Raw genomic sequence first — 24,977 nt, forward strand, 5'->3', positions numbered from 1 at the left:
TGGGAGAAGGAGTATCAATCACACCGCATCCGACAACGAAGTGAACGTGAAGTCACGCAGTTTCATCGGCGGGATCATCATCACGAAGCTGGACTCGTCACCGGCCACGCGCACCGGCTTGCCCAGTTCGTCGATGTTGTTGAGCATGATCACCGGCGATTCGTTGAAGCGGAAGTTCTTCACCGGGTGCTTGATCTGGCCGTTCTCGATGTAGAACGTGCCGTCGCGGGTCAGGCCGGTCAGCAGCACGGTCTGCGGGTCGACCATGCGGATGTACCAGGTGCGGGTGACCAGGATGCCCTTCTCGGTGCCGCGCACCAGCTCGGCGATGGACTTGGTGCCGCCGCTCATCAGCAGGTTGCCCGGCTGTGCGTTGGCGGTCTTGCCCTGCTTCTGCGCCCAGTAACGCGAGTAGCTGAGGTTGGCGATCTTGCCGTTCTCGATGATGGCCATGCGCTCGCGCGGCATGCCTTCGCTGTCCCACGGCAGCACCGCTGCGTCCGGGTGCCACGGGTCTGCGAACAGATTCACCTGCGGGTCGTAGACCTGCTCACCGAGCTTGTTGCCACCGCCCTTCTTGGACAGGAAGCTGCGGCCTTCATCGGCGGTGCGCGCACTGAAGAAATTCATCATGAAGCTGATCAGGCCGGCAGCGGCCGCCGGCTCCAGGATCACCGTGTACTTGCCCGGCTCAAGCGCCTTGGCATCAGCCGATTCGGTGGCCTTGCGCTTGGCGATCTCGATGTCTTGGTCGGCCTTGAAGTCCGATGCGTCCTTCAGGTTGCGGCCCACCCAACCCGAGCCACGGCCGTCTTCGGTGCGCACCGTGCAGGTGTAGTTGAAGTTGGTGGTGGTCTGGTAGGCGAAGTTGCCGTTGCTGTTGGCCATGGCGACAAAGCCGTTGCCATCCTCCAGGAAGCCGGCGGCGATCAGGCCGTGGCCGCGGCACGGTGCGATCGAATCAGCCGCGACCTTGGCGCGGAAATCCGGGTCGATCGCAGCGGTGGAGGCGCTGAAGGTCGGCGTGGAGCGGTAGGTCTGTTTGCCGATGGCCGGCACGAACTCCGGGTTCTCCGGCGCCAGCTTGGCCAGGTCTTCGGCACGGCGCACAACGCGCTCCAGCGAAGCGTCGTCGAACTCGTTGATCGAGGCGGTGCCCACGCGCTTGCCAAAGGCCACCTGCACGGCCAGTTCGGCATTGCTGACGATGCCGCTGGTGGACACGTTGTTCAGTGCGAAACGGATGTTGCCGTCGACCGAGCCGGCCAGCGTGGCGGTGCACTCATCAGCCTTGGACAGCTTGATGACCTTGTCCAGGATGGCCTTGGCTTCCTGTTCGGTGAAAATGCTCATGGTTCTCAAAGCTCCTTGACGATCAGCCGAGGCTGCGCGCGGTATTGATGACGTTGATGCCGTCGAAACGGGCGGTGGACGAGCCGTGCGACACGGCCGAGACCTGGCCCGGCTGGCCCTTGCCGTCGAAGAACGAACCGCCCAGGCGGTAATCGCGTTCGTCGGCCACGGCGCTGCAGGCGTTCCAGAACTCCGGCGTGCGGATCTGGTAGGCCACGTCCTCGAGCATGCGGGTGATCTGGCCGTTCTTGATCTCGTAGAACAGCTGCCCACCGAACTGCGCGTTGTAACGCTGCTGGTCGATGGAGAAGGAACCGTCGCCGATGATGTAGATGCCGTTCTCCACGTCCTTGACCAGGTCGGCCACCGACAGCGGCGTCTTGCCCGGTGCCATCGACACGTTGGCCATGCGCTGGAACTGCACGCTGGACCACGAGTCGGCGTAGCAGCAGCCGTCGGACTCGGTCTTGCCGAGGATGTGCGCCTGGTCGCGGATGGTCTGGTAATCGACCAGTTTGCCGTCGGTGATCAGGTTCCAGCGCTTGGTCTTGACGCCTTCATCGTCATAGGCGACCGCGCCGAGCGAGCCGGGCTGGGTCTTGTCGGCGAACATGGTGACCTTGTCACTGCCGTACTGGAAACGCTGCTCGCGCTTGTCCAGCGTGGCGAAGCTGGTACCGGCGTAGTTGGCTTCGTAGCCGAGCACGCGGTCCAGTTCCAGCGGGTGGCCGACGGCTTCGTGGATGGTCAGCCAGGTGTGCGACGGGTCGAGCACCAGGTCGTACTTGCCCGGCTTGACCGACGGTGCCTTCAACTTTTCCTGCGCGTGCTTGGCCGCGGCGATGGCGTCCTCGCGCATGTCGTAGGACTGGCCGTACACGGTCACACCGTTGGGCAGCACGGTCTTGCCGGAGGCATCGCCGTCCAGGTACTCGAAGCCCAGGCCCATCGGCGAGGACAGCCCGCCACGGGTGCGGAACTTGCCGCTGGCCTTGTCGATGGCGGTGACCGTCATCGGTGCCCAGATGCGGTGCACGTCCTGGTCGATGTAGGAGCCATCGGTGGAGGCGAAGTACTTCTGTTCGTTGACCAGGAACAGCATCGAATTGACGAAGCTGGCACCGGCGCCCATGGCCGCGGCGTTGACGCCCAGCAGCAGGTCGGCCTTGTCCTTGATCGGCACTTCCATCGCGTTCTTCCTGATCGGCGTGCGCCAGCTCACCTCGCCGTAGCCCGGCGCCTTGGCGAACTGCACCGGTGCGGTCTGCACCTTGGCGTTGGCCTTGGCGATGGCGGCGGCCTGCTGCGCGGCCTTGACCACGCCGGCCGGGCTCAGGTCGTTGGTGGCGGCAAAGCCCCAGGCGCCGTTGACGATCACGCGGATGCCGGTGCCGGTGGATTCGGTGTTCACCACGTTCTGGACCTTGTCCTCGCGGGTGATGACGAACTGGCGCAGGTAGCGGCCAATGCGCACGTCGCAATAGCTGGCGCCGGCGGCGCGGGCTGCGTTCAGCGCGTCATCGGCCAGGCGCTTCTTCAGTGCCGGGTCGAGCACGGTGAGCAGCTGCTCGGCGGCAATGGCCTTGCCGAAGAAGCCGGGCACCATCAGGCCACCGGCAGTGAGCCCGGTAAGGGCGAGGAAGTCACGTCTTTGCAAGGCTGCTCTCCAATGGCACGGCCCGCATGGCGGGCGTTACGGCAACGAACGACGATGGCTTCGCGGTGTTCTGCGAACCGCTCGATTCTTGCGGGCACGCGATTGCAGCGGTAGTGACTTTAGGCATAGAAAGCGCGGTTGCTGCTGGGTTTTTCGCGGAAAGCCATGCGCTTCCCGGCTTCGCTTTATTGCGCGAACGGAAGAAGCCAGGTCGCGCCCGCGCCTAGCCCCTGTCGGCCACCACGCCGGGCAGCACCCCCTGCAACCATTCCACAAACACGCGCAGGCGCTGCGAGGGGTGGCGCCGATGCGGGAACAGCAGATGCATCGGCATCGGGTCGGCACGATGGTTGGGCATCACCTCCACCAGCGTGCCGTCGGCCAGCTCGCGCTGCACGTCATAGGCGGGGATCTGGATGAGCCCCATCCCGGCGATGCAGCAGGCGATGTAGGCCTCGGCACTGTTGACCGTCACCCGCCCGTGCAACTGCCGGGTATGCAACGTGCCGTTCTCGCGCCACTCCCACGGTTCCACCCGCCCATTGCCCGGCGAGGCGTAGAGCACGCTCCAATGCGCATCCAGGTCGTGCGGATGAACGGGCACGCCGTGGGCGGCGAGATACCCGGCGCTGGCCACGTTGATCAGCGGCAGTTGCCCCATGCCGCGCGCCACCAGCCGCGAATCCTGCAGCGGCCCCACCCGCAGCGCGCAGTCCACGCCATCTTCGACCAGGTCGATGCTGCGGTCGGTCATGCCCAGCTCGACGTCGATCTGCGGATGGGCCTGCAGGAACGCGGGCAGTGCCGGCGCAAGGATCAGCCGTCCGATGCGGCCGGGTACATCGATCTTCAACCGACCGCTCAACGCCTGTGGTGATTGCCGGAACAACTGCTCGGCCTCGTCCATGTCGGCGATCAGCTGCTGGCAGCGGGCATGGAACAGCAAGCCGTCCTGGGTCGGCGTGACCTGGCGCGTGGTGCGGTGGAGCAGGCGCGTGCCCAGGCGTTGCTCCAGCGTGCGCACCGCCTCGGAGACGGTGGAGCGCGGCAGGTTCAGCTGGTCGGCGGCGCGGGTGAAGCCGGCACAATCCACCACGCGGACGAAGACGCGGCACAGTTCGATACGGTCCATGGCGATTGTCCGGAAAGGCCGACAAGTGAAGTCAGGATGGCTGGCTTTATCCGGAAATCCAAGCCGATAGCCTCAGTGGGCATTCCCGCCACAGGAGTTGTCCATGACCGACCACCGCATCCACGGCAAGACCGCCCTCATCACCGGCGGTGCCAAGAACCTGGGCGGCCTGCTCGCCCGTGACCTGGCCATGCACGGCGCCAGCGGCATCGCCATCCACTACAACAGCGACGCCGCGCGCGCCGAAGCCGAGGCCACCGCCCAGGCGGTACGCGCCGCCGGTGCCAGCGCGCATCTGTTCCAGGCCGACCTGACCCATGCCGCAGCGGTTGAACAGCTGTTTGCCGATGCGAGGCAGGCGCTGGGCCATATCGACATCGCGGTCAACACCGTCGGCAAGGTGTTGAAGAAGCCGATGACGCAGATCAGTGAAGCCGAGTTCGACGAGATGGACGCGGTGAACAACAAGGCCGCGTTCTTCTTCCTGAAGGAAGCCGGCCGCAACCTGGCCGACAACGGCAGGGTGTGCACGCTGGTGACCTCGCTGCTGGGCGCATTCACCCCGTTCTACTCCAGCTATGCCGGCACCAAGGCGCCGGTGGAGCATTACACGCGCGCGGCGGCCAAGGAGTTCGGCGCGCGCGGCATCTCGGTGACGGCGATAGGGCCAGGGCCGATGGACACGCCGTTCTTCTATCCAGCCGAAGGTGCCGAAGCGGTGGCATACCACAAGACCGCCGCGGCATTGTCGCCGTTCTCGCGCACCGGCCTGACCGACATCCACGACATCGTGCCGTGGGTGCGCTTCCTGGTGTCCGAAGGCTGGTGGATGACCGGGCAGACGATCCTGGTCAATGGGGGATATACGACGCGGTAGAAGCTTCCCCTCATCCGCCCCTTCGGGGCACCTTCTCCCGTGAACGGGAGAAGGGAATGTAGCGCCGCGCGCACGTACAGATTGCAGCGTCGCTCCCTTCTCCCGCATGCGAAAGAAGGTGCCCCGAAGGGACGGATGAGGGCCGCTCCTCGATCTCAGCCCAACGAGAGCACGCCGTACTGATGATGCTCACCCCATCAAAGCGCGTCGTTGGGCGCTGCTGCTGGCGTTGAAGCGGTCCGCAGCGGGCTGTTGCTCTTCCATCCCTCCTCCCGTTCACGGGAGAAGGTGCCCGGAGGGCGGATGAGGGCCGCTCTGTGATCTCAGCCCAACGACCGCGCCGTATTGATGATGTTCACCCCGTCAAAGCGCGTCGTTGCCGAGCCGTGCGACACCGCCGACACCTGGCCGGGCTGGCCCTTGCCGTCGAAGAACGAACCGCCCAGGCGGAAATCGCGTTCATCGCAGATCGCACTGCACGCATTCCAGAACTCAGGCGTGCGGATCTGGTAGGCGGCGTCCTCGACCATGCCGGTGATCTCACCGTTCTTGATCTGGTAGCAGAGCTGTCCACCAAACTGCGCGTTGTAGCGCTGCTGGTCGATCGAATACGAGCCGCGGCCGTGGATGTAGATGCCGTTCTCCACGTTCTTGACCATCTGCGCCGGCGTCAGCGGCGTCTTGCCAGGCGCCAGCGACACATTGGCCATGCGCTGGAACTGCACGCTCTTCCACGAATCAGCGTAGCTGCAACCGTGCGACGCGTTCTCGCCGAGGATATGCACCTCGTCGCGGGTGGCCTGGAAGTTGACCAGGATGCCGTCCTTGACCAGATCCCAGCGCCGGCACTTCACGCCTTCATCGTCGTAGCCCACCGCGCCCAGGCTGTACGGCTCGGTCTTGTCGGCGGTGAAGTTGACGATGTCGCTGCCCCAGCGATAACCGGCGTCGCGCTTGTCCAGCGTGGCGAAGCTGGTGCCGGCGTAGTTGGCTTCGTAGCCGAGCACGCGGTCCAGCTCCAGCGGGTGGCCGACGTTCTCGTGGATGGTCAGGAATAGGTTGGACGGGTCCAGCACCAGGTCGTACTTGCCCGGTTTCACCGACGGAGCGGTGAGCTTCTCGCGCGCCTGCCTGGCGGCGGCAATGGCGTCCTCCACCGGATCATAGGAGCGCCCGTAGGCGACCACCCCGCCGGGCAGCTGGTGCTTGTCGGCGGCATTGCCGTCGAGGAACTCCCAGCCCATGCCGGCCGGCGCGGACAGCCCGGCGCGGGTGCGGAACTTGCCGCTGGCCTTGTCGATGGCGGTGGCGGTGAACGGCAACCAGATGCGGTGCACGTCCTGGTCGATCCACGAGCCGTCGCTGGAGGCGAAGTACTTTTGCTCGTTGACCAGGAACAACTGCGAGTTGATGAAGTTGGCGCCGGCATTGATCGCGGCGGCGTTGATCGACAGCAGCAGGTCCACCTTGTCCTTGACCGGCACCGCCATCGCGTTGTGCCGGATCGGCGTCTTCCATTGCACCTCGCCGACGCCGGGCGTCGGCGCCAGCTGCACCGGCTTGGTCTGGATCTTCGCGTTGGCCTTGGCAATCGCCACGGCCTGGGCCACGGCGGCGGCAATGCCCTGCGGGTTGGTCTGGTTGCTGGCGGCAAAGCCCCAGGCGCCATCGACGATCACGCGGATGCCCATGCCGGCCGATTCGCTGTTGGTGACGTTCTGCACCTTGTCCTCGCGGGTGACGATGGCCTGGTTGAGGTAGCGGCCGATGCGCACGTCGCAATAGCTGGCGCCGCCGCGCCTGGCCAGTGCCAGCACGGTGTCGGCCAGTGCCTTCTTCCTGGCCACGTCCACCGGCGCCAGCAGTTCCTCGGCAGCAATCAGACGGGCGTTGGGCAGCATCATCCCGGCAAGGCCGAGACCGGAAAGGGTGAGGAACTGACGGCGTTGCATGGTGAGCGGGACTCCAGGGCGGGCGATGCAGGACATCGCACAAGACCCCCGAATCTCGGACGCGGTGCACCATCGGCACAAGTGACCATGGTCATGCGTGGTGCGAAAACGCCGCTGCGGCACAATCAGGCAATGCATTCCATTGCCCCAGCCCGATGACCGCCAAACCCTACTCAGAATCCTGTGATCGCAACCGCGAGCCGATCCTCGCCGAGCTGCAACGCCATCTGGGTGATGCCCGGCATTTACTGGAGATCGGCAGCGGCACCGGCCAGCACGCGGTGCATTTCGCCGCGGCCATGCCGTGGCTGCGCTGGCAGGCCAGCGATCACCCCGATTACCTGCCGGGCATCGGATTGTGGTTGCAGGACGCGGCCCTGCCGAACACACCGCCGGCCATCGCCTTGCAGGCGGTTGCTGGTGAAACGCCGGGGCTTCAGCCGCTGCCACTGTTGCCGCAGGCCGGTGATGCAAGCGGTTTCGATGCGGTGTTCACCGCCAACACGCTGCACATCATGGGCTGGGACAACGTGCAGGCCCTGTTCGCCGGGCTGCCTGCGCTGATGGCACCGCAGGCCCTGTTCATCGCCTACGGCCCGTTCAATTACGGTGGTGCGTTTACCAGCGACAGCAACCGGAATTTCGATGGCTGGCTGAAGGCACGTGACCCACGTTCGGGTATCCGCGATTTCGAAGCGGTGGATGCGCTGGCTCATGCGCAAGGGCTGATGTTGCGCGAGGACCTCACCATGCCGGCCAACAACCGCCTGCTGATCTGGCAACGCATGCCCGGGTGAATGCGGGCTAGGATGCAGAATCTTCCGGGGAGGGTGGGGCGTGGTGAAGCACGGACGTAACTGGTTGTTGGCGATGGCGCTGGGCATGTCGCCGTGGCTGCCGGTGCAGGCGCAGCAAAGCGATGCACGACAGGCCGCGATGCAGGTGCAGGCCAGCTATCCCGGGGTGATCGAACTGGAGGTGGATGCCAGCGACATCACCCGCCGCATCCAGCGCGTTCGCGAGCGCATTCCGGTAGCACCCGGGCCGCTGACGCTGTGGTATCCGCAGTGGATTCCCGGCAACCACGCGCCGACCGGCCCGATCAACCAGATCGCCGGGTTGTTGATCCGAGGCAACGGGCAACCGCTGCAATGGACGCGCGATTCCGGCGACATGTACGCGTTCAAGCTGCAGGTGCCCGAAGGCGTGAGCGTGCTGGATATCGAATTCCAGTATCTGTCGCCCACTGCATCGGACCAGGGCCGTGTGGCGATGACGCCGAACATGCTCGACCTGCAATGGCATCGCGTGGTGCTGTATCCGGCCGGTGTCGATGCGCGCGGCATCCAGGTCAACGCATCACTGCGTTTGCCCGAGGGCTGGCAGAGTGGCAGTGCACTGGATGTAGCACGTCTAGATGGCGGTACCGAGCATTACGCGCCGGTATCGTTGATGACGTTGATTGATTCGCCGGTGTTCGCGGGTCGCCATTTCAAGCGCTTCGCACTGGACGAAGCCGCGAAGCAGCCGGTGTGGCTGGATGTGGTCGCCGAGAACCCGCAGGCCTTGCAGGCCGATGCAAAGGTGCTGGACGCACACCGCGCACTGGTGCGCGAAGCCGACACGGTGTTCGGCACGCGCCCGTACACGCGTTACAACTTCCTGCTGGCGGTGTCGGACGTATTCAGTGGCATCGGCCTGGAACACGCGCAGTCCAGCGAGAACGGCATGCACGACGGTTACCTGCGTGGTGAGCGGCCGTTCCTGGACAACGACCTGCTGCCGCACGAGTACGCGCATGCGTGGGTAGGCAAGGCCTGGCGCCCGCGCCCGACCTGGGTGCCGCATTACAACGCGCCGATGCACAACGATGAGCTGTGGATGTACGAAGGCCAGACCCAGTATTGGGCGGTGGTGCTGGCTGCACGCTCGGGCCTGTGGAAACCGGACTACGCGATGGCGATGCTGGCGCAGCTGCAGGCCAACTACGCCAGCCAACCGGGACGGCAATGGCGTGACCTGCACGACACCGTCCACCAGGGCATCCTCGATTTCAATTCCAGGCCGCAGGCCTGGGCCGATTGGCAGCGCGCCTTCGAGTTCTACAACGAGAGCACCCTGCTTTGGCTGGGCGTGGATGCGCGCCTGCGTGCGTTGTCCAAGGGCAGGGTAACGCTGGACGATTTTGCTCGGCGCTTCCATCAAGGTGGCGCGCAGGGCGAGATCCGTCTGTATGACCGTGCCGACGTGATGCAGGCGCTGGAGGCGGTGCAGCCAGGCGATTGGGAGGCCTTCATCGGCAAGCGCCTTGATGCACGCGATGGCAGCGCACCGGATGGCCTGAAGGCGGCCGGCTGGGAGTTGTACTACGACGACAAACCCAATCTCGTGGTTGCAGACGGCGAAGCCGACGGCGTGACCGACCTGCAGTACTCGCTGGGCATCAAGGTCGGTGACGACGGTGTGCTGCAGGCGGTGGGTTGGGAAAGCCCGGCCTTCAAAGCGGGCCTGGCCAAGGACGTGACGCTGCTGGCGGTCAATGGCCTGGCCTACAACGGCGGCCGTTTGAAGCAGGCGGTGATCGATGCAAAAGCCGGCACACCGATTGAATTGATCGTGCGCCAGGCCGACAGCTTCCGTACCGTGCGCATCGATTACCGCGACGGCCTGCGTTATCCGCACCTGCGTCGCATCGAGGGCAATGCGGACCTGCTGACGAAGATTCTGGCGCCGCGGCGGCAACAGCGTTGAACGAAACCCGTGCACCCTTCTCCCGTTGGGAGAAGGTGCCCCGAAAGGGGCGGATGAGGGTCCGGGCGAAGCCTCGTGCCAATCGGTATCACCAGGCTTCGCCCGTACCCTCACCCCAACCCCTCTCCCGTAGGGAGAGGGGCTTCAAGCACAGTCCTCAATACTCCCAGCGATACCCGATCCCGAACGTCCGCCCCTGCGCCGGCACACTGGAAATCTGGCCGTACGTCGCCGCCGCCTGCTGCCCGTACACGGTCTTGTAGTCGCGGTCGGCCAGGTTGTAGATGCCGACACTGAAGCGGCCCGCACCCAGCGGAATCTCGGCCAGCAGGTCGAACACCGCATAGCCGCTGATCTTCGCCGACGGCGTTGCACGAATGGTCGGGCTGACCGCCGCCACCTGCGCATCACGCCAGGCATGGTCGGTGCCGCCGACGACCTGGCCCTGCAAGCGCAGCAGGCTGTCAGTAGCAAAGCGCCACTGGCCGTACAGGCCGGCCTTCAGCGGCGATACGCGGAACGCGTTGAGCTCACGCCACTGGCCCTTGGCATCCTTGTACTGGCCGCGCGTGCTGGCCACGCTGGCGCCGAACTCCCATTGCTCGCTGGGCAGGTAACGCAGGTTGGCTTCCACGCCCCACACGCGCTCGTCGGTGTCGGCCACCGACACGCTGTAGTCGCGGTTGAACTGCACGGTCTTGTCCGACTGGTTGTAGAACGCGGTCACGCCACCCTGGAGTGCGGCGTCGTCGCTGCGGCGCCAGCCCAGTTCGAAACTGTCGACCTTGATCGGGCCGATGTTGCGGCTGTCGATCACGAAGCTGGCTGGCACGTCGCGCAGCATGCGCTGCGTGTCCGGCAGGCTGAAGCCCTGCGAGAAGTTGGCGAACAGCTGCTGGCCGTCGGCCACCTTGTAGACCACGCCGGCATTGAACAGCGTCTGCGAATGGCGGACGTTGCCGCCTTCCAGCAGCTTGGGCACATAGGCCGGGTTGGCGGTGGCGGCGATGGCCTCGGTATAGGGCACCGAATCTTCGACACGGTTGCGCAGGATCTGGTGACGCACGCCAGCCTGCACGGTCACGCGTTCCGTCAGCGGGTAGTCGCCCTGCAGGAACAGGCCGGTGGTATCCACGCGCACGTCCGGGCCCATCGCGTAACGCTGCGTCGGCACGTAGTTCAGGCCGTTGCTGGCGATGAAGGCATTGATGTCATAGGTCTGGCCGAGCTGGCTGTCCTTCTCGCGCTCATGATCCACACCGTAGGAAAGCTGCAATGCACGCCCATCCACGTCGAAAGCCTTGTGCAGCGCGCTGCGCACGCCCCACACGTCGATGTCGGTGTTGGACTGCATCGCCACGTAGGCAAAGCCGCCCGGCAGCGCCGGGTGCACCGCGGCCGACACCGACGGGAACCAACGACCCTTCTCGTTGCGGTAATACGCTTCCACGCTCAGCTCATGCCCGCCGAGGATGTCGCGGTTGCGGTACTGGGTGTTGATGCCCTGGTGCCTGGTACGCGGCTGGTCATCCAGCTGCAGGCCCTTCACTGCGAGGTGGCTGGGCGCATAGGCCGGGTTGAACAGCACCGCCAGGCGCGGGCCGTAATCCGGGCCGTAGTCGCTGTCCTGCTGGTCGTCGTACCAGCGCAGGCCCACGCTCAGCTGCTGCTTTTCGTCCGGGTTCCAGTCGAGGCGGCCGTTGAACTCCTTGGTCTCGGTGTCCTGGCGGTCGGTCTGCGCGATTTCCGGGCCGATGCGACGGCCATCGGCATCCAGTGAGGCGCCCTGGCGCGCGTAATTGATGCCGGCCGCGCCGCTGAGCGTGTTCCTGCGGAAGGTCACGGTCTGCGCCAGGTTCCAGGCAAGGTTGTCGCCGGAGACGTCCGAGGGGCTGCGCAGGGTGGCTTGCGTGGCCAGCGCCAGCGGCTGCTCGCCCGGCTGCAGGGTGATGATGTTGATGATGCCGCCGCTGGCACCGGCGCCGTACAGCGCGGTGGCACCGGAGATCACCTCGATGCGTTCGATCATCGTCGGCGAGATGCTGTTGAGCTGGCGCGAACCGTCGCGTGCGCCGGTCAGCGGCACACCGTCGATCATCACCTGCACGCTGCGGCCGCGCATGGTCATGCCGTAGTTGCTGGTGGTGCCCGATGCCGGTGCCAGCGACGGCACCAGCTGGCCGAGGATGTCGGCGGTACTGCGACCGGCGGCGATCTGCTGCGCAACCTGCTCATGGTCGATGCGATACACGGTGCCGGCGATCTCGGCCACGCTGCGCGCGGCGCGGGTGGCGTTGACGCTGACTGTGTCCAGTTGTTGGACGTTGGTGTTGCCCTGCGCGTGCAGCTGGCCGCTGATGGCCAGGCTCAACAAGGCGAGCGGAAGGGTTGCCGCGTGATGCCGCATGGTGTCCTCGGGGAAGTCGTCAGAGAGAAGGGGAGGGAGCGGCCAGGCGCGCCATCACCGGCCTGCACAGCAGCAGGCCGACGACCGACGCAGCGGCCAACAACAGGTAGTAGCCGGGGTAGCCCAGTGCCTTGGCGAGGAAGCCGGAGGCGGCACCGCCGAAGAAGAACACCAGCAGTTCGAAGCAGACCAGCAGGGTGAAGTCGGTGCCGGCCTGTTCGCGCGAACTCACCCGCATGAAGAGTGCATACAGGCTGGTCATCGCCACATAGCGCAGGGCCAGCATCGCGATCACCAGCGCGCCGAGACCCAACCGCGAGCTGGCCAGCACGCCGCTGTACAGCAGCAGCGCCAGCAGCATGTACAGCGCGCTGCGCCACCAGCCGGCATGCATCAGCAGTTGTTCGGCGCTGCGTTGCTTGAGCAGCCAGGCCGCGGCGACGGCGGCAAGCATGCCGATGCCGGCACCGGTCACCGAGATCAGCAGGCCGATGTCGGTCAGGCTCCACTGCTGGTCGACCAGCAGCGGGTTGATCATCGCCATCGCCGGGGCCTCGACCAGCCGGTACAGCAGCACCAGCAACAGCGCCCAGCGGATCTGCGGGCGACGCAGTGCATGCAGCACACCGGGGCGGGCGGCGTTGGCCGGGCGCGGACGTTCGTCCACCGCCTGCACCGCGAGCAGGGTCAGCGCGCTCATCGCCGCCAATGTCAGCAGGGCCACGTTCCAGCCGCGCGTTTCATACAGCCACAGCACGCCGGCACCGCCGACCATGCTGCCCAGCGCCACGCCCACGCTCTGCGCCATGCTGCCCAACCGGTGCTCGGCTGGTGCCAGTGCTTCGACGGTGTAGCCGTCGATGGCGATGTCCTGGGTGGCGGCGACGGTGGAGATCCACAGGCCCACCGCGACAAACACGGTGAGACCGTGATCCAGCCCGGTCACCGCCAGGGCCAGGATGCCGGCCAGCAGCAATAACTGGGTCAGCCACAACCAGGTGCGGCGGCGGCCCAGCCGTGGCAGGTGCCAGCGGTCGACCAGCGGTGCCCACAGGAACTTGAACGCCCACGGCAGGTACAGCAGCGAGAGCATGCCGATCCAGCGCAGGTCCACGCCCTGGCTGCGCAGGATGGCCGGCACCGCCACGTTGTAGAAGTACAGCGGCAGCGCGTGCGCCATGTACAGCACCACGATCACGCTCAAACCGAGGCCGGAGACGGCGTTGCGCTCAGCGCGCATCGGCTGCCTCCATGTGACGCGCGATCCACCGGGTGCCGGCGGCGGCATCGGTGGTGACGAAGTAGGGCACGCCCCAGGCCGCATGCAGCGCCGGGGTGTCCAGCCGCTGCTGTTCCTCGGCCGAGGTGGCGATGCGCACCAGCCCCCTGCAGAAGCTGCGGAAGGCTGCTTTGTGCTGCTTGTACCAGACCGCCTGGATCGCCCGGTAGTCGTCGCAGAAGCTGGCGCCGGGCAGGGTGGTGGCGATGAAGTAGAACGGTGTTCCAGCAACGATCAGGCGTTCCACGTCGGCCAGCCAATGACGGATTTCCTCCGCGCTTACCTGCCCATGGAAGACAGCGCGGATCACCGCCGTCTCGTCGATCGTCAAACCCATTGCCGCCGCCTGTTCAGAAAAGAAAGGGCCGTGGCGGACACCACGGTCTCAAATGAGAATAGTTACCAATTCCATTGCAAGTTTAGGCGGAGCGACGGAAAATTTAGGCACGACCACATTCCTGGGATGCCCTGCATGCAGGTTTTCACCTGCGCCGAACTGATGACCGCGGCCCATGCACTGGGCGGCCAGGTCGATTTCGACGCCGGCATGGCCGACGCCACGCCGGTGCTGGCCGGCTGGCAGCAGGTGCATGCGCTGGACGACGGAGTGGTGTTGTACCTGAGCCGCAGCCGCGACATGGTTGGTGGCTGCAGCCACAACCGCCTGGCACCGGGCATCACCGCCGGCTTCCTGGTGGATGGCGAGGCGGACGTGGCCATCGGCCGGCATCGGCTACGGCTGGAAGGAGCGCACCGGCGCATGCCGACGATGCTGGTGCACCTGCGCGAGGAAGAGAGCTTCCAGCGTCATTGGCAGGCGGGGCGGCAGGAAGGCAAGGTCAGCCTGCACCTGAGCGATGACTGGCTGCGCCGACAGCTGGATGGCGATGCCACCGGTAGCGCGCGGTTGGCGCGGGTATGCCGCAGCCATGCCGACAACCAGTCGTGGCGGCCCGGTGCACCGCTGTTGCAGCGGGCGTTGCACCTGATGGAGAACATGCCGGATTCCTTGCCATTGGTGCGACGCCTGCAACAGGAAAGCTTCGCGCTGGAGCTGGCTGCGGATGTACTGCAGACGTTGGCCAGCGACGCCGACGAAAGGCCGCTCGGAGCACACCTGCAGCGCTGCGTGGCCCGTCTGCATCAGTGGCTGGAAAGTGGTGAGGCCGACGCACTGAGCATCGCGCAGATGGCGCGCCAGCTCGGCACCAACGCGGTGGATCTGCAACGCGGTTTCCAGCAACTGCACGGCAGCAGCATCGTTGCCTACATGCGCACGCTGCGGCTGGAACGCGCCCGCCAAGCACTGCTTCGCCAGCGCGTACCGGTGGATGTCGCCGCCACCATCGCCGGCTACGCGCACACCAGCAGTTTCAGCGCCGCGTTCAAGCGCCAGTTCGGCGTATCACCATCGCAGTTGAAGTAACCCGGCAGGAAACAATCCCGGTAGGAGCGGCTTCAGCCGCGAAGACATTCCGGTTGCTGATGATCGTTCAAGGAGAATCTGCGTCACCTGCTCGGGTAATGCAGTTCGCGCTTACATTGAATTGCTTGCGGAAAAAGATTCGTAGACCAAGAGAATATTGATTGGTGCCTTGAACGAATGGGCGGCAGCTTTCGACCTAAAGCAGACATACGCTGCCTGGAGATAACTGAGCGATTCACTTACACATAATTCTGCACACCCCCTTCATTGGAATTCAGAACACTCACGCCGCGATAGCATGATCCCTAGCCCACTCGCGGACAATGCAGTCTGCCACAGTGTTTCCGTCTGCCGCGCGGCCTAGTTCAACAGAAATGAGTCGATCGCCCTCGAATGCCGGGCTCAATTCAAGGCACAGGTAGTCAAACAGTGGTTTCTCATGCACTGCAACGATGATCTGTCGGTTCTGCTGTTTTGAGAGAGTGCGAAGGAGTGCTGCGAACTGAGAAATATGCACTTCATCCATGCTTTGAACGGGATCATCAATGACAAGCCAAGGAAGCTGTGGTCTGACAGACAGATGTAGGGCCAAGAACAAAGTCAGCGCCGCAGTATTTAGATTGCCCGCACTCAACATGGCGCGGGGGTTCCCACCCCTTCTTCCATCGCGGTAAAGCGTCTCCAAGGTGGCCTGGAAATCTGAGCGTGACTGCTTTGGAACCGAGAATGCAGGAACAAAAGGCTCCTCCGGCGCGAGGCGCACAAAAAGGTCCTTCCATGCAGCATTCAATGAATCGTTAAAGACTCGGCGAACGATTTCAACACGTTCATCCTGAGCAAGCTTCAATAGTGACTTGACGCTATCGATTGCCTTGTTCCCGCGTTCCAAATCTGACGTGAGCCCTGCCTGCTTCTTTCTCAGCACAGCTTGTCTATCCTCGATATCTCGTATCGATCGTTCTCTAAGTACCAAATCGTTCAGTGCAGACTCTGTCCTCTGTCGCGCGCTCTCCGCAGCCTGTATGGCGTTCTCACGGGCTTGGAGTATGTTCACGCTCTCATCGAGCATCTCCTTTAGAGACCTCGCTGGATCGTTCCCGGTCACGCCCAGCTCTGACAACACTTTTGTCGCAGCATTGCGCAGAAGAGCCCCTCGATCATCACGAAGCCTCAATGCTTCTAGAGCTTGGGAAGACTCGGCAGCCAAGGCAAAGAGATGCTCACCATGCTTCGCCGACTCCCCAAGTGAATCAAGGGCAGAAACGGCATCTATTACTATGGTCATCCGAAGCGAAACATCGCTCTGAGACGCGACATCGAGGGTTGACCCCTTCAAAATTTCTATTTCGCGAGATTTGGCATCGAGCTGCCGAATGGTTCCGGCACGCTCTCCCGACAGGGCTGACAACTGTCCCGCGGAGTGAGTGAGGGAGGAAACCTTTGCAGTTAGATGGCCGAGCAGGGGAGTGCTGGAAACCTCGGAAAAGTTCCTGTCGCACACAGGACAGCCATCGCCATGAACGTGGGGAACAAGCGCGGATAGAGCCTGCGCCAACTGACTGGCATCATTGGAGTGAAGAGCGATTTTCTCGTCAATTGACGCCAGTCGAGCACTCAAGCCCTGCATATCATCTGCAATTGATGACGTGCGCTCAATTGCAACATTGTGATTCTGGAGCACAGAGCGACACCTCTCTAGCTCAGAATTTGCTAGTTTTAGCGCGACTGTCAGGGCGTAGTCGGGTCTACTAGAGGTTGGTGACGGAAGATCTTTGAAGAGTGAGTCCAGGCGCACAAATACGTCATCGAGTTGCTGCCCAGTTGTCGCGCGCCACTGATCTAGCGCTTTCTCTGATAATGCGGCCGCAGCAGCGGCGTCGTCGATTGTCGAGGCATCTGAAGTTGACTCAGCCGAGCCAATTTGAATTGCGAGACTCGAAACTTCACGGCGCCGCGAAGCTATGGCTTGAAGCTCCTCTTCTCGGGACTGGCTACGAATGTGAACAAGAGTTGCCTCCGCGTCCTGGAAGTCCATCTCAGGCCAATGCAGTGCAACGAGGAGCTGAATCTCATCTGACAGCTCCTTTGCATTCGACTTTGCAGCCGCAAGGTCATTCTCAAGTCTTATGGCTTCCGCCTGAAGAGATGGAAGCACGTCCCTTACTTCCCAGTAACGGACTGCGCGTCCTCGCAGCCTTCGTACATCGCCGGCATCATGCAGGCCGTCAATCAGTGCCTCAAGCGCATCGAGACCCAGAAGCTCTTTGATGAAAGAGGTAAGGGGGGAAGAAGCGGACTTTCCCTTCTGTTGATAGATATCAAACAGGCGACTAAGGCTGGACTGACCGAGGTAACAGCGTTCGACATAGTGATTCCGCAACTCTTTGCCGAGTAGCGGGTTGCCATGAACTCCGCTATCGATTCGAATCTCTGTCGAGTTCTGCAAATTATCGAATCCACTGACGCAAAGCGAAACAGACGCATTGTCTGCCTCTTTATGAATCAAGTGCTCGCTTGAGGTTGCATCGACTAGGTCGAGGGAAGATGCACTACCTGTCAGTCCAAGCTCAAGAGCCGAGAGAAGGCTGGTCTTGCCGGCACCGTTCCTCCCGTGCACTAGAACCACAGGACTATCGAGAGGAATCGTGATACTACCTCGAATGCTTCGAAAGTCGCGGACGCTAAGCGATGTAATTCGCCTGCTCATGGCTTCCCCTCCATGGACGCGCTTGATTCAGAATCGATGTATTCGAACATGGCCTCCGCGACGGAGCTTTGACCATTGTGGGCGGCTCTGACAATCTTCTGCACGCCTTCTCCGAGGTGGTGCGCTGTGCCGAACAAGCCGTCGGCCGAGGCAATTGGGGCAGCTGGAGAGTCGAAAGAAAGCCGCAGAGGCAGCAGGACGGCGATCCAGTTCTCGAGGACCTGCTCTCCATCCACTCCTGCGATGTTGCCCGTTGGTAAAACACGGCACACACGGCTCATAGAAACTAAGGAGCTATCTGAGGGTCTCGGTCCCGTAACAACTAGCGTGAGCGAGCGCGTGGATCTGTTGATGTCCAAGGCCCGTGCTACGCCCTCAATCTTGCGCAGAATGGATTGCTCGGGATCGTGGGCACTATCTGCTACCACGACCAGCTCTGCAGATGTCTCCTCCGGAACGAAAGCGGCATCAAACTCGAAACTAAGCGAACCAATCTTTAGGCCGTCAGTCATTCGGCGATAGCCGGCACCCATAAGTTTCGTCGAAATAAGTCCCACTGGCGTCGAATCGCTCATATGCCTATCTCTGATCGAAAGCGGTTGTATAGGGTGGTAAACGTAGTGGCTTCAGTAAGCAAATCGGATACGCATATCTCTGTTACCCCAGGCGTCAAGGTTCGCCCGGTAGGTCCACGAGGCGATCGCTGCATAGCGGGAGCGAGCGATTTAGACTGGGCCACGACTGGAGCCTGCTCTTCCACCACATGAGAGTTGATGCGAAGCCTGGTTGCGCTCTCAGAATTTCCCGCAAAGAACAGCTTCGTTTTCGTCGCGCCCGGTGCTACTCCAGTGACGGAGAGAACGCCAGAGTCGACATCCATGCCTTCTCCAGAGATAGTCCAGTCCCCCCGATGCACCCCGTATCCCAGAAGGCCAAGTGCAACTGCAGCTTCTTCAAGGCCAGAAGCCTGCAAGTCTGGATTGGCTTGAAGCGCTGGAACAGATTGCATAGAAACAGCCTGATACTTGAGTCTAGGGTTCTCGATATGACCAGTGCGAAGAAGCTTACGTGCGCGGCCGACCCTGACCAGGAGGGAATCTACGAAGCCAAGATCAGGAGTCGCTGACCCGGCCAAGTTGTCTCTTAGTTCGCGAATTCCATCCTTGAGGGGCTGACGCTCTGCTTGACTCAGTGAGCTGGGAGCCAAGGAAATAAGAGCTTGGAGCTTGCGGCAGAGCACATCAATGTAGAGGGCAGTCAATAGCGGCTTCGCGTACGCCTGCACCCGCGACCCATCAAGGACATCAGCAATATTGGCCGGCGAGATCTGTTCTCTGTAGACATTGCGAAGTAGAGCCTTCTGATCAATCCCGAGTGCGTCTTCGGAGAAAACATAACTAGGAGGCGGGTTGTCCAGCTGCCACGATAAACCTGCTGCCGCAGAGTTGAAAATATGCTGAATATTGGCGTCTTGTGCTGACAGACCTAGCATAAGCGTTGGCTTGGAATTCAGTATCCCAATCAATGCGGTCATAAGTGCGGAGTTTCGCGGATTTCCGCACCAGCCGGTAACTTGATCAGTACTCGCGACCAGCCACGGACGGTAGGTTCCCGGGTCCGCAGCCGCCTTTTCAGCACAACCATGAAACTTGATCAGCCGCGTGACGTTTCGACCCTGTTGCAGGTCAGGGGGGCGAACTACAACCGACATGCTTAGTGCGGGGTTTCCGTCTGTTAGTTGATTAACCGCTTTTTCAATCAGTACGTCCCAGTTCGCCGAAGCGATCTCAGATACCACACCCTCAAGAGATAGGGCTGCTATGCAGATATGCTCAACATCTGGCTCAAGCTGTGGCGAGCCGTATGTCCCTCGCACGTCTACGGCTTCCCAAACAAGGTAGTCAAATTCCTCGTCGTCAACAGGAATGCCGAGTAGTTTCGCGTAGTTCGCGACAAGTCGCTCCACAATGGCGCTTAGCGGAGGCCAGGTCGCAGCATGCTGGCTAAAGTCAATCTCCGCGCGTTCCGATGGAGAAGCTATCGCAAGATCAAGGATCTCCTGCATTGCTTTTCGGAACTTGCAGTTCGCATCGATCAAATTGATTCGAGCTCGGACGAACTCGATGACCTTCTCGACAACGCCCCGAAGACCAGGTACGCGGCCTAGAGAAATTCCTGAGCCGAGCCAGAAAGCATACTTGCCGTCAGACACGCCCTCGGCGAAGGTCGTGAATTGGCTGTCAAGCAACGCTAGCGTTGAACGGACACTAATAACGGCCGCTGCAGGTGGTGACATAGCTCTCCTTGTTCTATGGCACGCCCAGACCGTAAAGCTCTCTGGGGCATAAATCTGATTCTCGAGTATATGCAAATCGGCCAAAGCCGAGAAGTAGTCAGCCTGGAGTTCCCAGGATTTCCTGGACAGAACTAGCCTTTGTTGGGGTAACCCCGGGAGTTGGGAGACGACCATGTCTGCAGGCAAGATCACCAGCAAGACCCGGCGGGTGTACAAGTATCATCGATATGCATCGGGGCGATTTCAGCATTCAGATGATGCGTTGTCTGCTCAGGGTTGCACGAGCCGGCTACTACGCATGGCATGAACATCCGGTTTCTGATCGAGCTCAGGAAGACGCGCGGCTGCTTCGGGTAGTACGTGCATCGTTTACGGCCAGCCACGGAATCTATGGAGCCCCCAGGGTGTTTGTTGATCTTCGCGAGCGTGGAGAGACGTGCAGCATGCACCGGGTTGCTCTCTTGATGCAGGAGAATGGACTACACGTTGCGCGGCTATCGTGTGCCACACATGCCGACGTCAAAGCCTCACGTCTTGATTCCCAATCTGCTGCAAATTCAGTTCACCGTATCGCAACCGAACGAGGCATGGGTGACAGATATCACTTACGTCCGCACCTTGGAGGGCTGGCTGTATCTGGCTGTAGTCTTGGATATTCTCTCGCGCAGATTTGTTGGCTGGACTGTCAGGCCTACTAACATTGGGAACTTGTTTTGGATGCTGTAATGAAAGCCGTATACAGTCGTCATCCACGCAAAACTTTGATGCAATCCGATCAAGGCTTGAAATATGGAAGCGACGCATGGCGGCGCTTCTGCAAAGACAGCCATCTTGATCCAAGGATGAGTAGGCGTGCCAACTGCTGGGACAACGCGGTCGCTGAGTCTTTCTTCAGCAGTATGAAGAAGGAGTAGATAAAAAAGCGCATCTACGCCAATCGGGAAGTGGCGACCTCGGACATATCCGGTTACATCGACGGGCTCTACTATCCGGCACGCCGCCACAGCCATCTCTGCGTTGTCCGCCCTGACGAGTTCGAAGCAACGCATCGCCCCTCTCAGTCAGGTGTCCACTAAAAGCTGGCAACTCCAATATCCGCTTCTGGCCGTAAGTGGTCTTAAGGATCCTACCCTTCCCAGTTCGCCCTGACCGATCCGGAGAAACAGCACGCGCATAGGCTGCGCGTGTCGCGTGCAACCTGTGCGGGAAACGAATCGTGGCGGGAACCAGTTCGCCCGCCTCGGTGAAGCATGCAACGCATGCACTGTCTTTTTCAGATGCAATGCATGCGTTGCCTTATCGGCTTACGCCATCTGCACGATATGCAGCGCCTTCGGGTTGCGCCACGTCGCCAGCAGTGCCGCTTCGCGGGCCTTGGCTTCGTGCAGGTGCGCTTCCTTGACGTGGCCGTAGCCGCGGATGTGCTCGGGGATGCTGGCGATGTCCACTGCCAGCGCCAGCCGGCGTGCATCCAGGCCGCCCAATAGCTCCTGCAGGATCTTCTCGTAGTCGGCGATCAGCTGCCGCTCGCCACGGCGCTCCTCGGTGTAGCCGAAGATGTCGAAACGCCCGCCGCGCAGGCCCTTGAGTTTGGCCAGCAGGCCGAAGGCCTTGAACATCCACGGGCCGTACTCCTTCTTCTGCAGCTGGCCCTGCTCGTCGCGCTTGGCGAACAGCGGCGGCGCCAGGTGGAAACGCACCTGGTAATCGCCTTCGAACTGCTGCGCCACGCGCTTGTGGAAGTCGCCACTGGTGTACAGGCGTGCCACTTCGTACTCGTCCTTGTAGGCCATCAGCTTGAAGAAGTAACGCGCCACCGCCTCGGTCAGCGCGGTGCTGCCCGGCAGGGTGTGCTGCTCGGCGGTGCGCACCGTATCGACCAGGGCGCGGTAACGGTTGGCGTAGGCCGCGTCCTGATAGTCGGTGAGGAAGGCACTGCGACGTGCGATCAGCTCATCCAGCGAGCGCGACAGGCGCACGTCGTCGAGCGTGGCGAAGTTGGCTTCGCCGCTGTTCTGGCTGGCCGACGGCAGGCCACGCACTTCCGGTTCGTTGCCCGGGTTGCGCGGTGCCGACGGCGCGCCGGCCTCGCTGCCTTCCCAGTCGCCCGGCGGCAGCTCGTGCAGCGCGCCCGGCGTGCGTTCGGCATGGGTCGGCGTGTTGCGCACCAGCCCGGCGGCCTGCTGTACGGCTTGCGGATCAATCGCGGCCAGGCGGCCCCAGGCAAACGCGTTCTGGTTCATCGCCACCGCAGCGCCGTTGAGCTCCACCGCGCGCATCAGCGATTCCAGCGACAGCGGCACCAGGCCCTGCTGCCAGGCAAAGCCGAGGATGAACAGGTTGGAGGCGATGGCATCGCCCAGCAGCGCGGTGGCCAGCTGGGTGGCATCGAGCAGGATCGGGTCACGCCCGCCCAGCGCCACCTTGACGCCGGCAATGATGTCGGCGGCCGGGAACTGCATGTCCGGATGGGTGGTGAAGGTGCCGGGCATCGCTTCGTAGGTGTTGAGCACCACCTGCGAACGCTCGGCACGCACCTTGGACAGCGCCCAGTAGTCGTTGACCACCACCATGTCGCAGCCCAGCACCAGGTCTGCTTCGCCGGCGGCGATGCGCACGGCGTGGATGTCGGCCGGCGTGTTGGCGATGCGGATATGCGTGGTGACCGCGCCGCCCTTCTGTGCCAGGCCGGTCTGGTCGAGCACGCTGGCGCCCTTGCCCTCCAGGTGGCCGGCCATGCCCAGCAGCGCGCCGATGGTGACCACGCCGGTACCACCGACGCCGGTGATCAGGATGTTCCAGGGCTGCGAGAAATCGGTGCGGAACAACGGTGCCGGCAGGTTGTCGAGCAGGCTGGACGCGTCGCTCTTCTTGCCCTTGCGTAGCTGGCCGCCGTGGACGGTGACGAAGCTGGGGCAGAAGCCGGTGGTGCAGGAGAAATCCTTGTTGCAGTTGGACTGGTCGATGTCGCGCTTGCGCCCGAACTCGGTTTCCTTCGGCAGCACCGACACGCAGAAACTCTTTTCGCCGCAATCGCCACAGCCTTCACAGACCAGCGAGTTGATCATCGTGCGCTTGGGCGGGTCGACCAGCTTGCCGCGCTTGCGGCGGCGGCGCTTCTCGGTGGCGCAGGTCTGCTCGTAGATCAGGATGCTGGTGCCCTTCACCGTGCGCAGCTGCTTCTGCACCGCGTCGAGCTCGGCGCGGTCGTGGAACTCGACATCGGACGGGAACTCGTGGCGACGCGACTTCCACTTCTGGATGTCGTCGGACAGCAGCACGATGGTGTACACGCCTTCGGCACGCATCTGGTGCGCGATCTGCGGCACGGTCAAGGTGCCGTCCACCGGCTGGCCGCCGGTCATCGCCACCGCATCGTTGTAGAGGATCTTGTAGGTGATGTTGACGCCGGCCGCGATGGCCTGGCGGATCGCCAACGAGCCGCTGTGGAAATAGGTGCCGTCACCGAGGTTCTGGAACACGTGCTCGGTGTCGGTGAACGTGGCTTGCCCGGCCCAGGTGACGCCTTCGCCACCCATGTGGGTGAAGGTGTCGGTGTCGCGGTCCATCCACGTCACCATGTAATGACAACCGATGCCGGCCAGCGCACGCGAGCCTTCCGGCACGGTCGTGGAGGTGTTGTGCGGGCAGCCGGAGCAGTAATGCGGAACGCGCGGGAACTGCGCGCGCGGCAGCGCCATCTCCGCTTCCTTCTCGTCCATCCAGCGCAGGCGCTGCTCGATGGACTCGGTGTTGAAGAAGCGTTGAATGCGACGACCAATGACACCGGCAATCGTGGCCGGGGTCAGCTCACCGGTGGACGGCAGGATCCACTCGCCCTGTTCGTCGTACTTGCCGACGATGGACGGGCGCGCGCCCCAGTTGGCCGGCCAGTTGTAGAAATATTCCTTCATCTGTCGCTCGATGAAGGCCTTCTTCTCCTCCACCACGACGATGTCTTCCAGGCCGCGTGCGAACGCGCCGATGCCCTGCGGTTCCAGCGGCCAGGTCATGCCGACCTTGTACACGCGGATGCCGATCTGCGCGCAGGCCTTTTCGTCCAGGCCCAGGTATTCCAGCGCCTGCAGCACGTCCAGGTAGCTCTTGCCGGTGGTGACGATACCCAGCCGCGCCTGCGGCGAATCCATCACCACCTTGTCGATGCCGTTGGCGCGGGCAAAGGCCTGCGCGGCCTTCACCGCGTAACGGTGCAGGCGCATCTCCTGATCCATCGGCGGGTCGGGCCAGCGGATGTTGAGGCCGGCGGCCGGCATCTCGAAATCTTCCGGCAGGATGATCTGCCGGGCGAACGGGTTCACGTCCACCGAGGCCGAGGATTCCACGGTCTCGGCAATGGTCTTGAAGCCGATCCAGCGGCCGGTGTAACGGCTCATCGCCCAGCCGACCAGGCCCATGTCGAGGATGTCCTGCACGCCGGCCGGGTTCAGCACCGGCATCATCGCGCTGACGAATTCCTCTTCGCTGCCATGCGGCAGGGTCGAACTGCGGCAGGCATGGTCGTCGGCGGCCAGCGCCAGTACGCCACCGTGCTTCGAGGTGCCGGCGGCATTGGCGTGCTTGAACACGTCACCGCAGCGGTCCACGCCCGGGCCCTTGCCGTACCACATGCCGAACACGCCATCGACGTTGGCGCCGGGGAACAGGTTGGTCTGCTGCGTGCCCCAGACCATGGTCGCGCCCAGGTCCTCGTTGAGACCGGGCACGAACTTCACCTTGGCGGCCTCCAGGTGCTTGCGTGCCCGCCACAGCTCCAGGTCGAAGCCACCCAGCGGCGAACCGCGATAGCCGCTGACGAAGCCGCCGGTGTTCAGGCCGGCGGCCAGGTCGCGCGCCTGTTGCATCAACGGCAAACGCACCAGTGCCTGGACGCCGCTCAGGTAGATGCGGCCGTCGCTGCGGGTGTATTTGTGCTCCAGCGTGTAATCGTGGTCACGCACTCCGATCAACGGATCGTTCGCGGAAGCGGGGGAGGTAAGTTCGGCGGTGCTGGTCATGGCTGGCCCAATGCAGAAACGGCTGGCGGCAGGCGCCAACCTTATGCGGCAGTTGGCAGCCGGCGATTGTAGCAGCGCGGGTTTCATCACCCTGTAACGCAGTCGCGTCATGGCCCGCGAGCGGT

General features: G+C 62.9%; 15 protein-coding genes. 4 read left to right on the top strand and 11 right to left on the bottom strand.

The genetic code is table 11. From position 1 onward, the window contains the following. Positions 1–18 precede the first annotated feature (18 nt). The 3 genes from LR961_RS17420 to LR961_RS17430 form a co-directional block, all read right to left on the bottom strand. Positions 19–1,353, bottom strand: a complete 1,335-nt coding sequence (locus tag LR961_RS17420; RefSeq protein WP_232151240.1) for a TldD/PmbA family protein — start codon at positions 1,351–1,353, stop codon at positions 19–21. A gap of 22 nt (positions 1,354–1,375) precedes the next feature. Then, entirely contained in the window at positions 1,376–3,010 is a 1,635-nt protein-coding gene (locus tag LR961_RS17425; RefSeq protein ID WP_232151241.1) for a TldD/PmbA family protein, read from the bottom strand. A 223-nt stretch (positions 3,011–3,233) separates the two neighbouring features. Next, positions 3,234–4,142 carry a LysR family transcriptional regulator gene (locus LR961_RS17430; RefSeq protein WP_232151242.1) on the bottom strand — a complete coding sequence of 303 codons (909 nt, stop codon included), beginning with the start codon at positions 4,140–4,142 and terminating at the stop codon, positions 3,234–3,236. Positions 4,143–4,245: 103 nt separating this feature from the next. Here LR961_RS17430 and LR961_RS17435 point away from each other — a divergent pair, with 103 nt between their 5' ends. Beyond that, a complete protein-coding gene (locus tag LR961_RS17435; RefSeq protein ID WP_232151243.1) occupies positions 4,246–5,019 on the top strand; it encodes an SDR family oxidoreductase in 774 nt (257 codons plus the stop codon). Positions 5,020–5,342: 323 nt separating this feature from the next. Here LR961_RS17435 and LR961_RS17440 read toward each other — a convergent pair whose 3' ends face one another. Then, on the bottom strand, positions 5,343–6,971 hold the full coding sequence (locus LR961_RS17440) for a TldD/PmbA family protein (RefSeq protein ID WP_232151244.1): 1,629 nt from the start codon (positions 6,969–6,971) through the stop codon (positions 5,343–5,345). Positions 6,972–7,126: 155 nt separating this feature from the next. Between LR961_RS17440 and LR961_RS17445 the strand changes: the two genes are divergently transcribed. Together LR961_RS17445 and LR961_RS17450 are read left to right on the top strand one after the other, a co-directional pair. Continuing rightward, positions 7,127–7,768, top strand: coding sequence for a DUF938 domain-containing protein (locus LR961_RS17445; protein WP_232151245.1), 642 nt, complete (start codon positions 7,127–7,129; stop codon positions 7,766–7,768). A 43-nt stretch (positions 7,769–7,811) separates the two neighbouring features. Continuing rightward, on the top strand, positions 7,812–9,722 hold the full coding sequence (locus LR961_RS17450) for a peptidase M61 (RefSeq protein ID WP_232151246.1): 1,911 nt from the start codon (positions 7,812–7,814) through the stop codon (positions 9,720–9,722). Between the two features lie 157 nt (positions 9,723–9,879). On the opposite strand, the gene LR961_RS17455 is transcribed toward LR961_RS17450, so the two are convergent. Genes LR961_RS17455 through LR961_RS17465 form a run of 3 tightly spaced genes read right to left on the bottom strand, consistent with a single transcriptional unit; the run spans position 9,880 to position 13,745 of the window. Then, positions 9,880–12,129, bottom strand: a complete 2,250-nt coding sequence (locus LR961_RS17455; RefSeq protein ID WP_232151247.1) for a TonB-dependent receptor — start codon at positions 12,127–12,129, stop codon at positions 9,880–9,882. A gap of 19 nt (positions 12,130–12,148) precedes the next feature. Continuing rightward, on the bottom strand, positions 12,149–13,369 hold the full coding sequence (locus LR961_RS17460) for an MFS transporter (RefSeq protein ID WP_232151248.1): 1,221 nt from the start codon (positions 13,367–13,369) through the stop codon (positions 12,149–12,151). Beyond that, on the bottom strand, positions 13,359–13,745 hold the full coding sequence (locus tag LR961_RS17465) for a hypothetical protein (RefSeq protein ID WP_232151249.1): 387 nt from the start codon (positions 13,743–13,745) through the stop codon (positions 13,359–13,361). The genes LR961_RS17460 and LR961_RS17465 overlap by 11 nt, the downstream gene beginning before the upstream one ends. 135 nt (positions 13,746–13,880) lie before the next feature. Between LR961_RS17465 and LR961_RS17470 the strand changes: the two genes are divergently transcribed. Beyond that, a complete protein-coding gene (locus LR961_RS17470) occupies positions 13,881–14,834 on the top strand; it encodes an AraC family transcriptional regulator (RefSeq protein WP_232151250.1) in 954 nt (317 codons plus the stop codon). A gap of 283 nt (positions 14,835–15,117) precedes the next feature. Here LR961_RS17470 and LR961_RS17475 read toward each other — a convergent pair whose 3' ends face one another. The 4 genes from LR961_RS17475 to LR961_RS17490 all read right to left on the bottom strand — a co-directional run bounded on the left by LR961_RS17475 (position 15,118) and on the right by LR961_RS17490 (position 24,852). Then, on the bottom strand, positions 15,118–17,541 hold the full coding sequence (locus LR961_RS17475) for an AAA family ATPase (protein ID WP_232151251.1): 2,424 nt from the start codon (positions 17,539–17,541) through the stop codon (positions 15,118–15,120). Beyond that, positions 17,538–18,116: a hypothetical protein gene (locus LR961_RS17480; RefSeq protein WP_232151252.1), complete on the bottom strand. Its 579-nt coding sequence runs from the start codon at positions 18,114–18,116 to the stop codon at positions 17,538–17,540. The genes LR961_RS17475 and LR961_RS17480 overlap by 4 nt, the downstream gene beginning before the upstream one ends. Further along, positions 18,113–19,837, bottom strand: coding sequence for an SIR2 family protein (locus tag LR961_RS17485; RefSeq protein ID WP_232151253.1), 1,725 nt, complete (start codon positions 19,835–19,837; stop codon positions 18,113–18,115). Before LR961_RS17485 ends, LR961_RS17480 begins: the two co-directional genes overlap by 4 nt. Positions 19,838–21,141: 1,304 nt before the next feature. Next, positions 21,142–24,852 carry an indolepyruvate ferredoxin oxidoreductase family protein gene (locus LR961_RS17490; protein WP_232151254.1) on the bottom strand — a complete coding sequence of 1,237 codons (3,711 nt, stop codon included), beginning with the start codon at positions 24,850–24,852 and terminating at the stop codon, positions 21,142–21,144. Positions 24,853–24,977 lie beyond the last annotated feature (125 nt).

The sequence above is a fragment of the Stenotrophomonas sp. SY1 genome, assembly GCF_021202945.1.
Lineage (GTDB): Bacteria > Pseudomonadota > Gammaproteobacteria > Xanthomonadales > Xanthomonadaceae > Stenotrophomonas.

Bases quoted from the DNA above. Each gene is read 5' to 3' on its own strand.
- LR961_RS17420 (WP_232151240.1), bottom strand. From the start codon at position 1,353: ATGAGCATTTTCACCGAACAGGAAGCCAAGGCCATCCTGGACAAGGTC.
- LR961_RS17430 (WP_232151242.1), bottom strand. From the start codon at position 4,142: ATGGACCGTATCGAACTGTGCCGCGTCTTCGTCCGCGTGGTGGATTGT.
- LR961_RS17435 (WP_232151243.1), top strand. From the start codon at position 4,246: ATGACCGACCACCGCATCCACGGCAAGACCGCCCTCATCACCGGCGGT.
- LR961_RS17440 (WP_232151244.1), bottom strand. From the start codon at position 6,971: ATGCAACGCCGTCAGTTCCTCACCCTTTCCGGTCTCGGCCTTGCCGGG.
- LR961_RS17445 (WP_232151245.1), top strand. From the start codon at position 7,127: ATGACCGCCAAACCCTACTCAGAATCCTGTGATCGCAACCGCGAGCCG.
- LR961_RS17455 (WP_232151247.1), bottom strand. From the start codon at position 12,129: ATGCGGCATCACGCGGCAACCCTTCCGCTCGCCTTGTTGAGCCTGGCC.
- LR961_RS17460 (WP_232151248.1), bottom strand. From the start codon at position 13,369: ATGCGCGCTGAGCGCAACGCCGTCTCCGGCCTCGGTTTGAGCGTGATC.
- LR961_RS17465 (WP_232151249.1), bottom strand. From the start codon at position 13,745: ATGGGTTTGACGATCGACGAGACGGCGGTGATCCGCGCTGTCTTCCAT.
- LR961_RS17470 (WP_232151250.1), top strand. From the start codon at position 13,881: ATGCAGGTTTTCACCTGCGCCGAACTGATGACCGCGGCCCATGCACTG.
- LR961_RS17475 (WP_232151251.1), bottom strand. From the start codon at position 17,541: ATGAGCAGGCGAATTACATCGCTTAGCGTCCGCGACTTTCGAAGCATT.
- LR961_RS17480 (WP_232151252.1), bottom strand. From the start codon at position 18,116: ATGAGCGATTCGACGCCAGTGGGACTTATTTCGACGAAACTTATGGGT.
- LR961_RS17485 (WP_232151253.1), bottom strand. From the start codon at position 19,837: ATGTCACCACCTGCAGCGGCCGTTATTAGTGTCCGTTCAACGCTAGCG.
- LR961_RS17490 (WP_232151254.1), bottom strand. From the start codon at position 24,852: ATGACCAGCACCGCCGAACTTACCTCCCCCGCTTCCGCGAACGATCCG.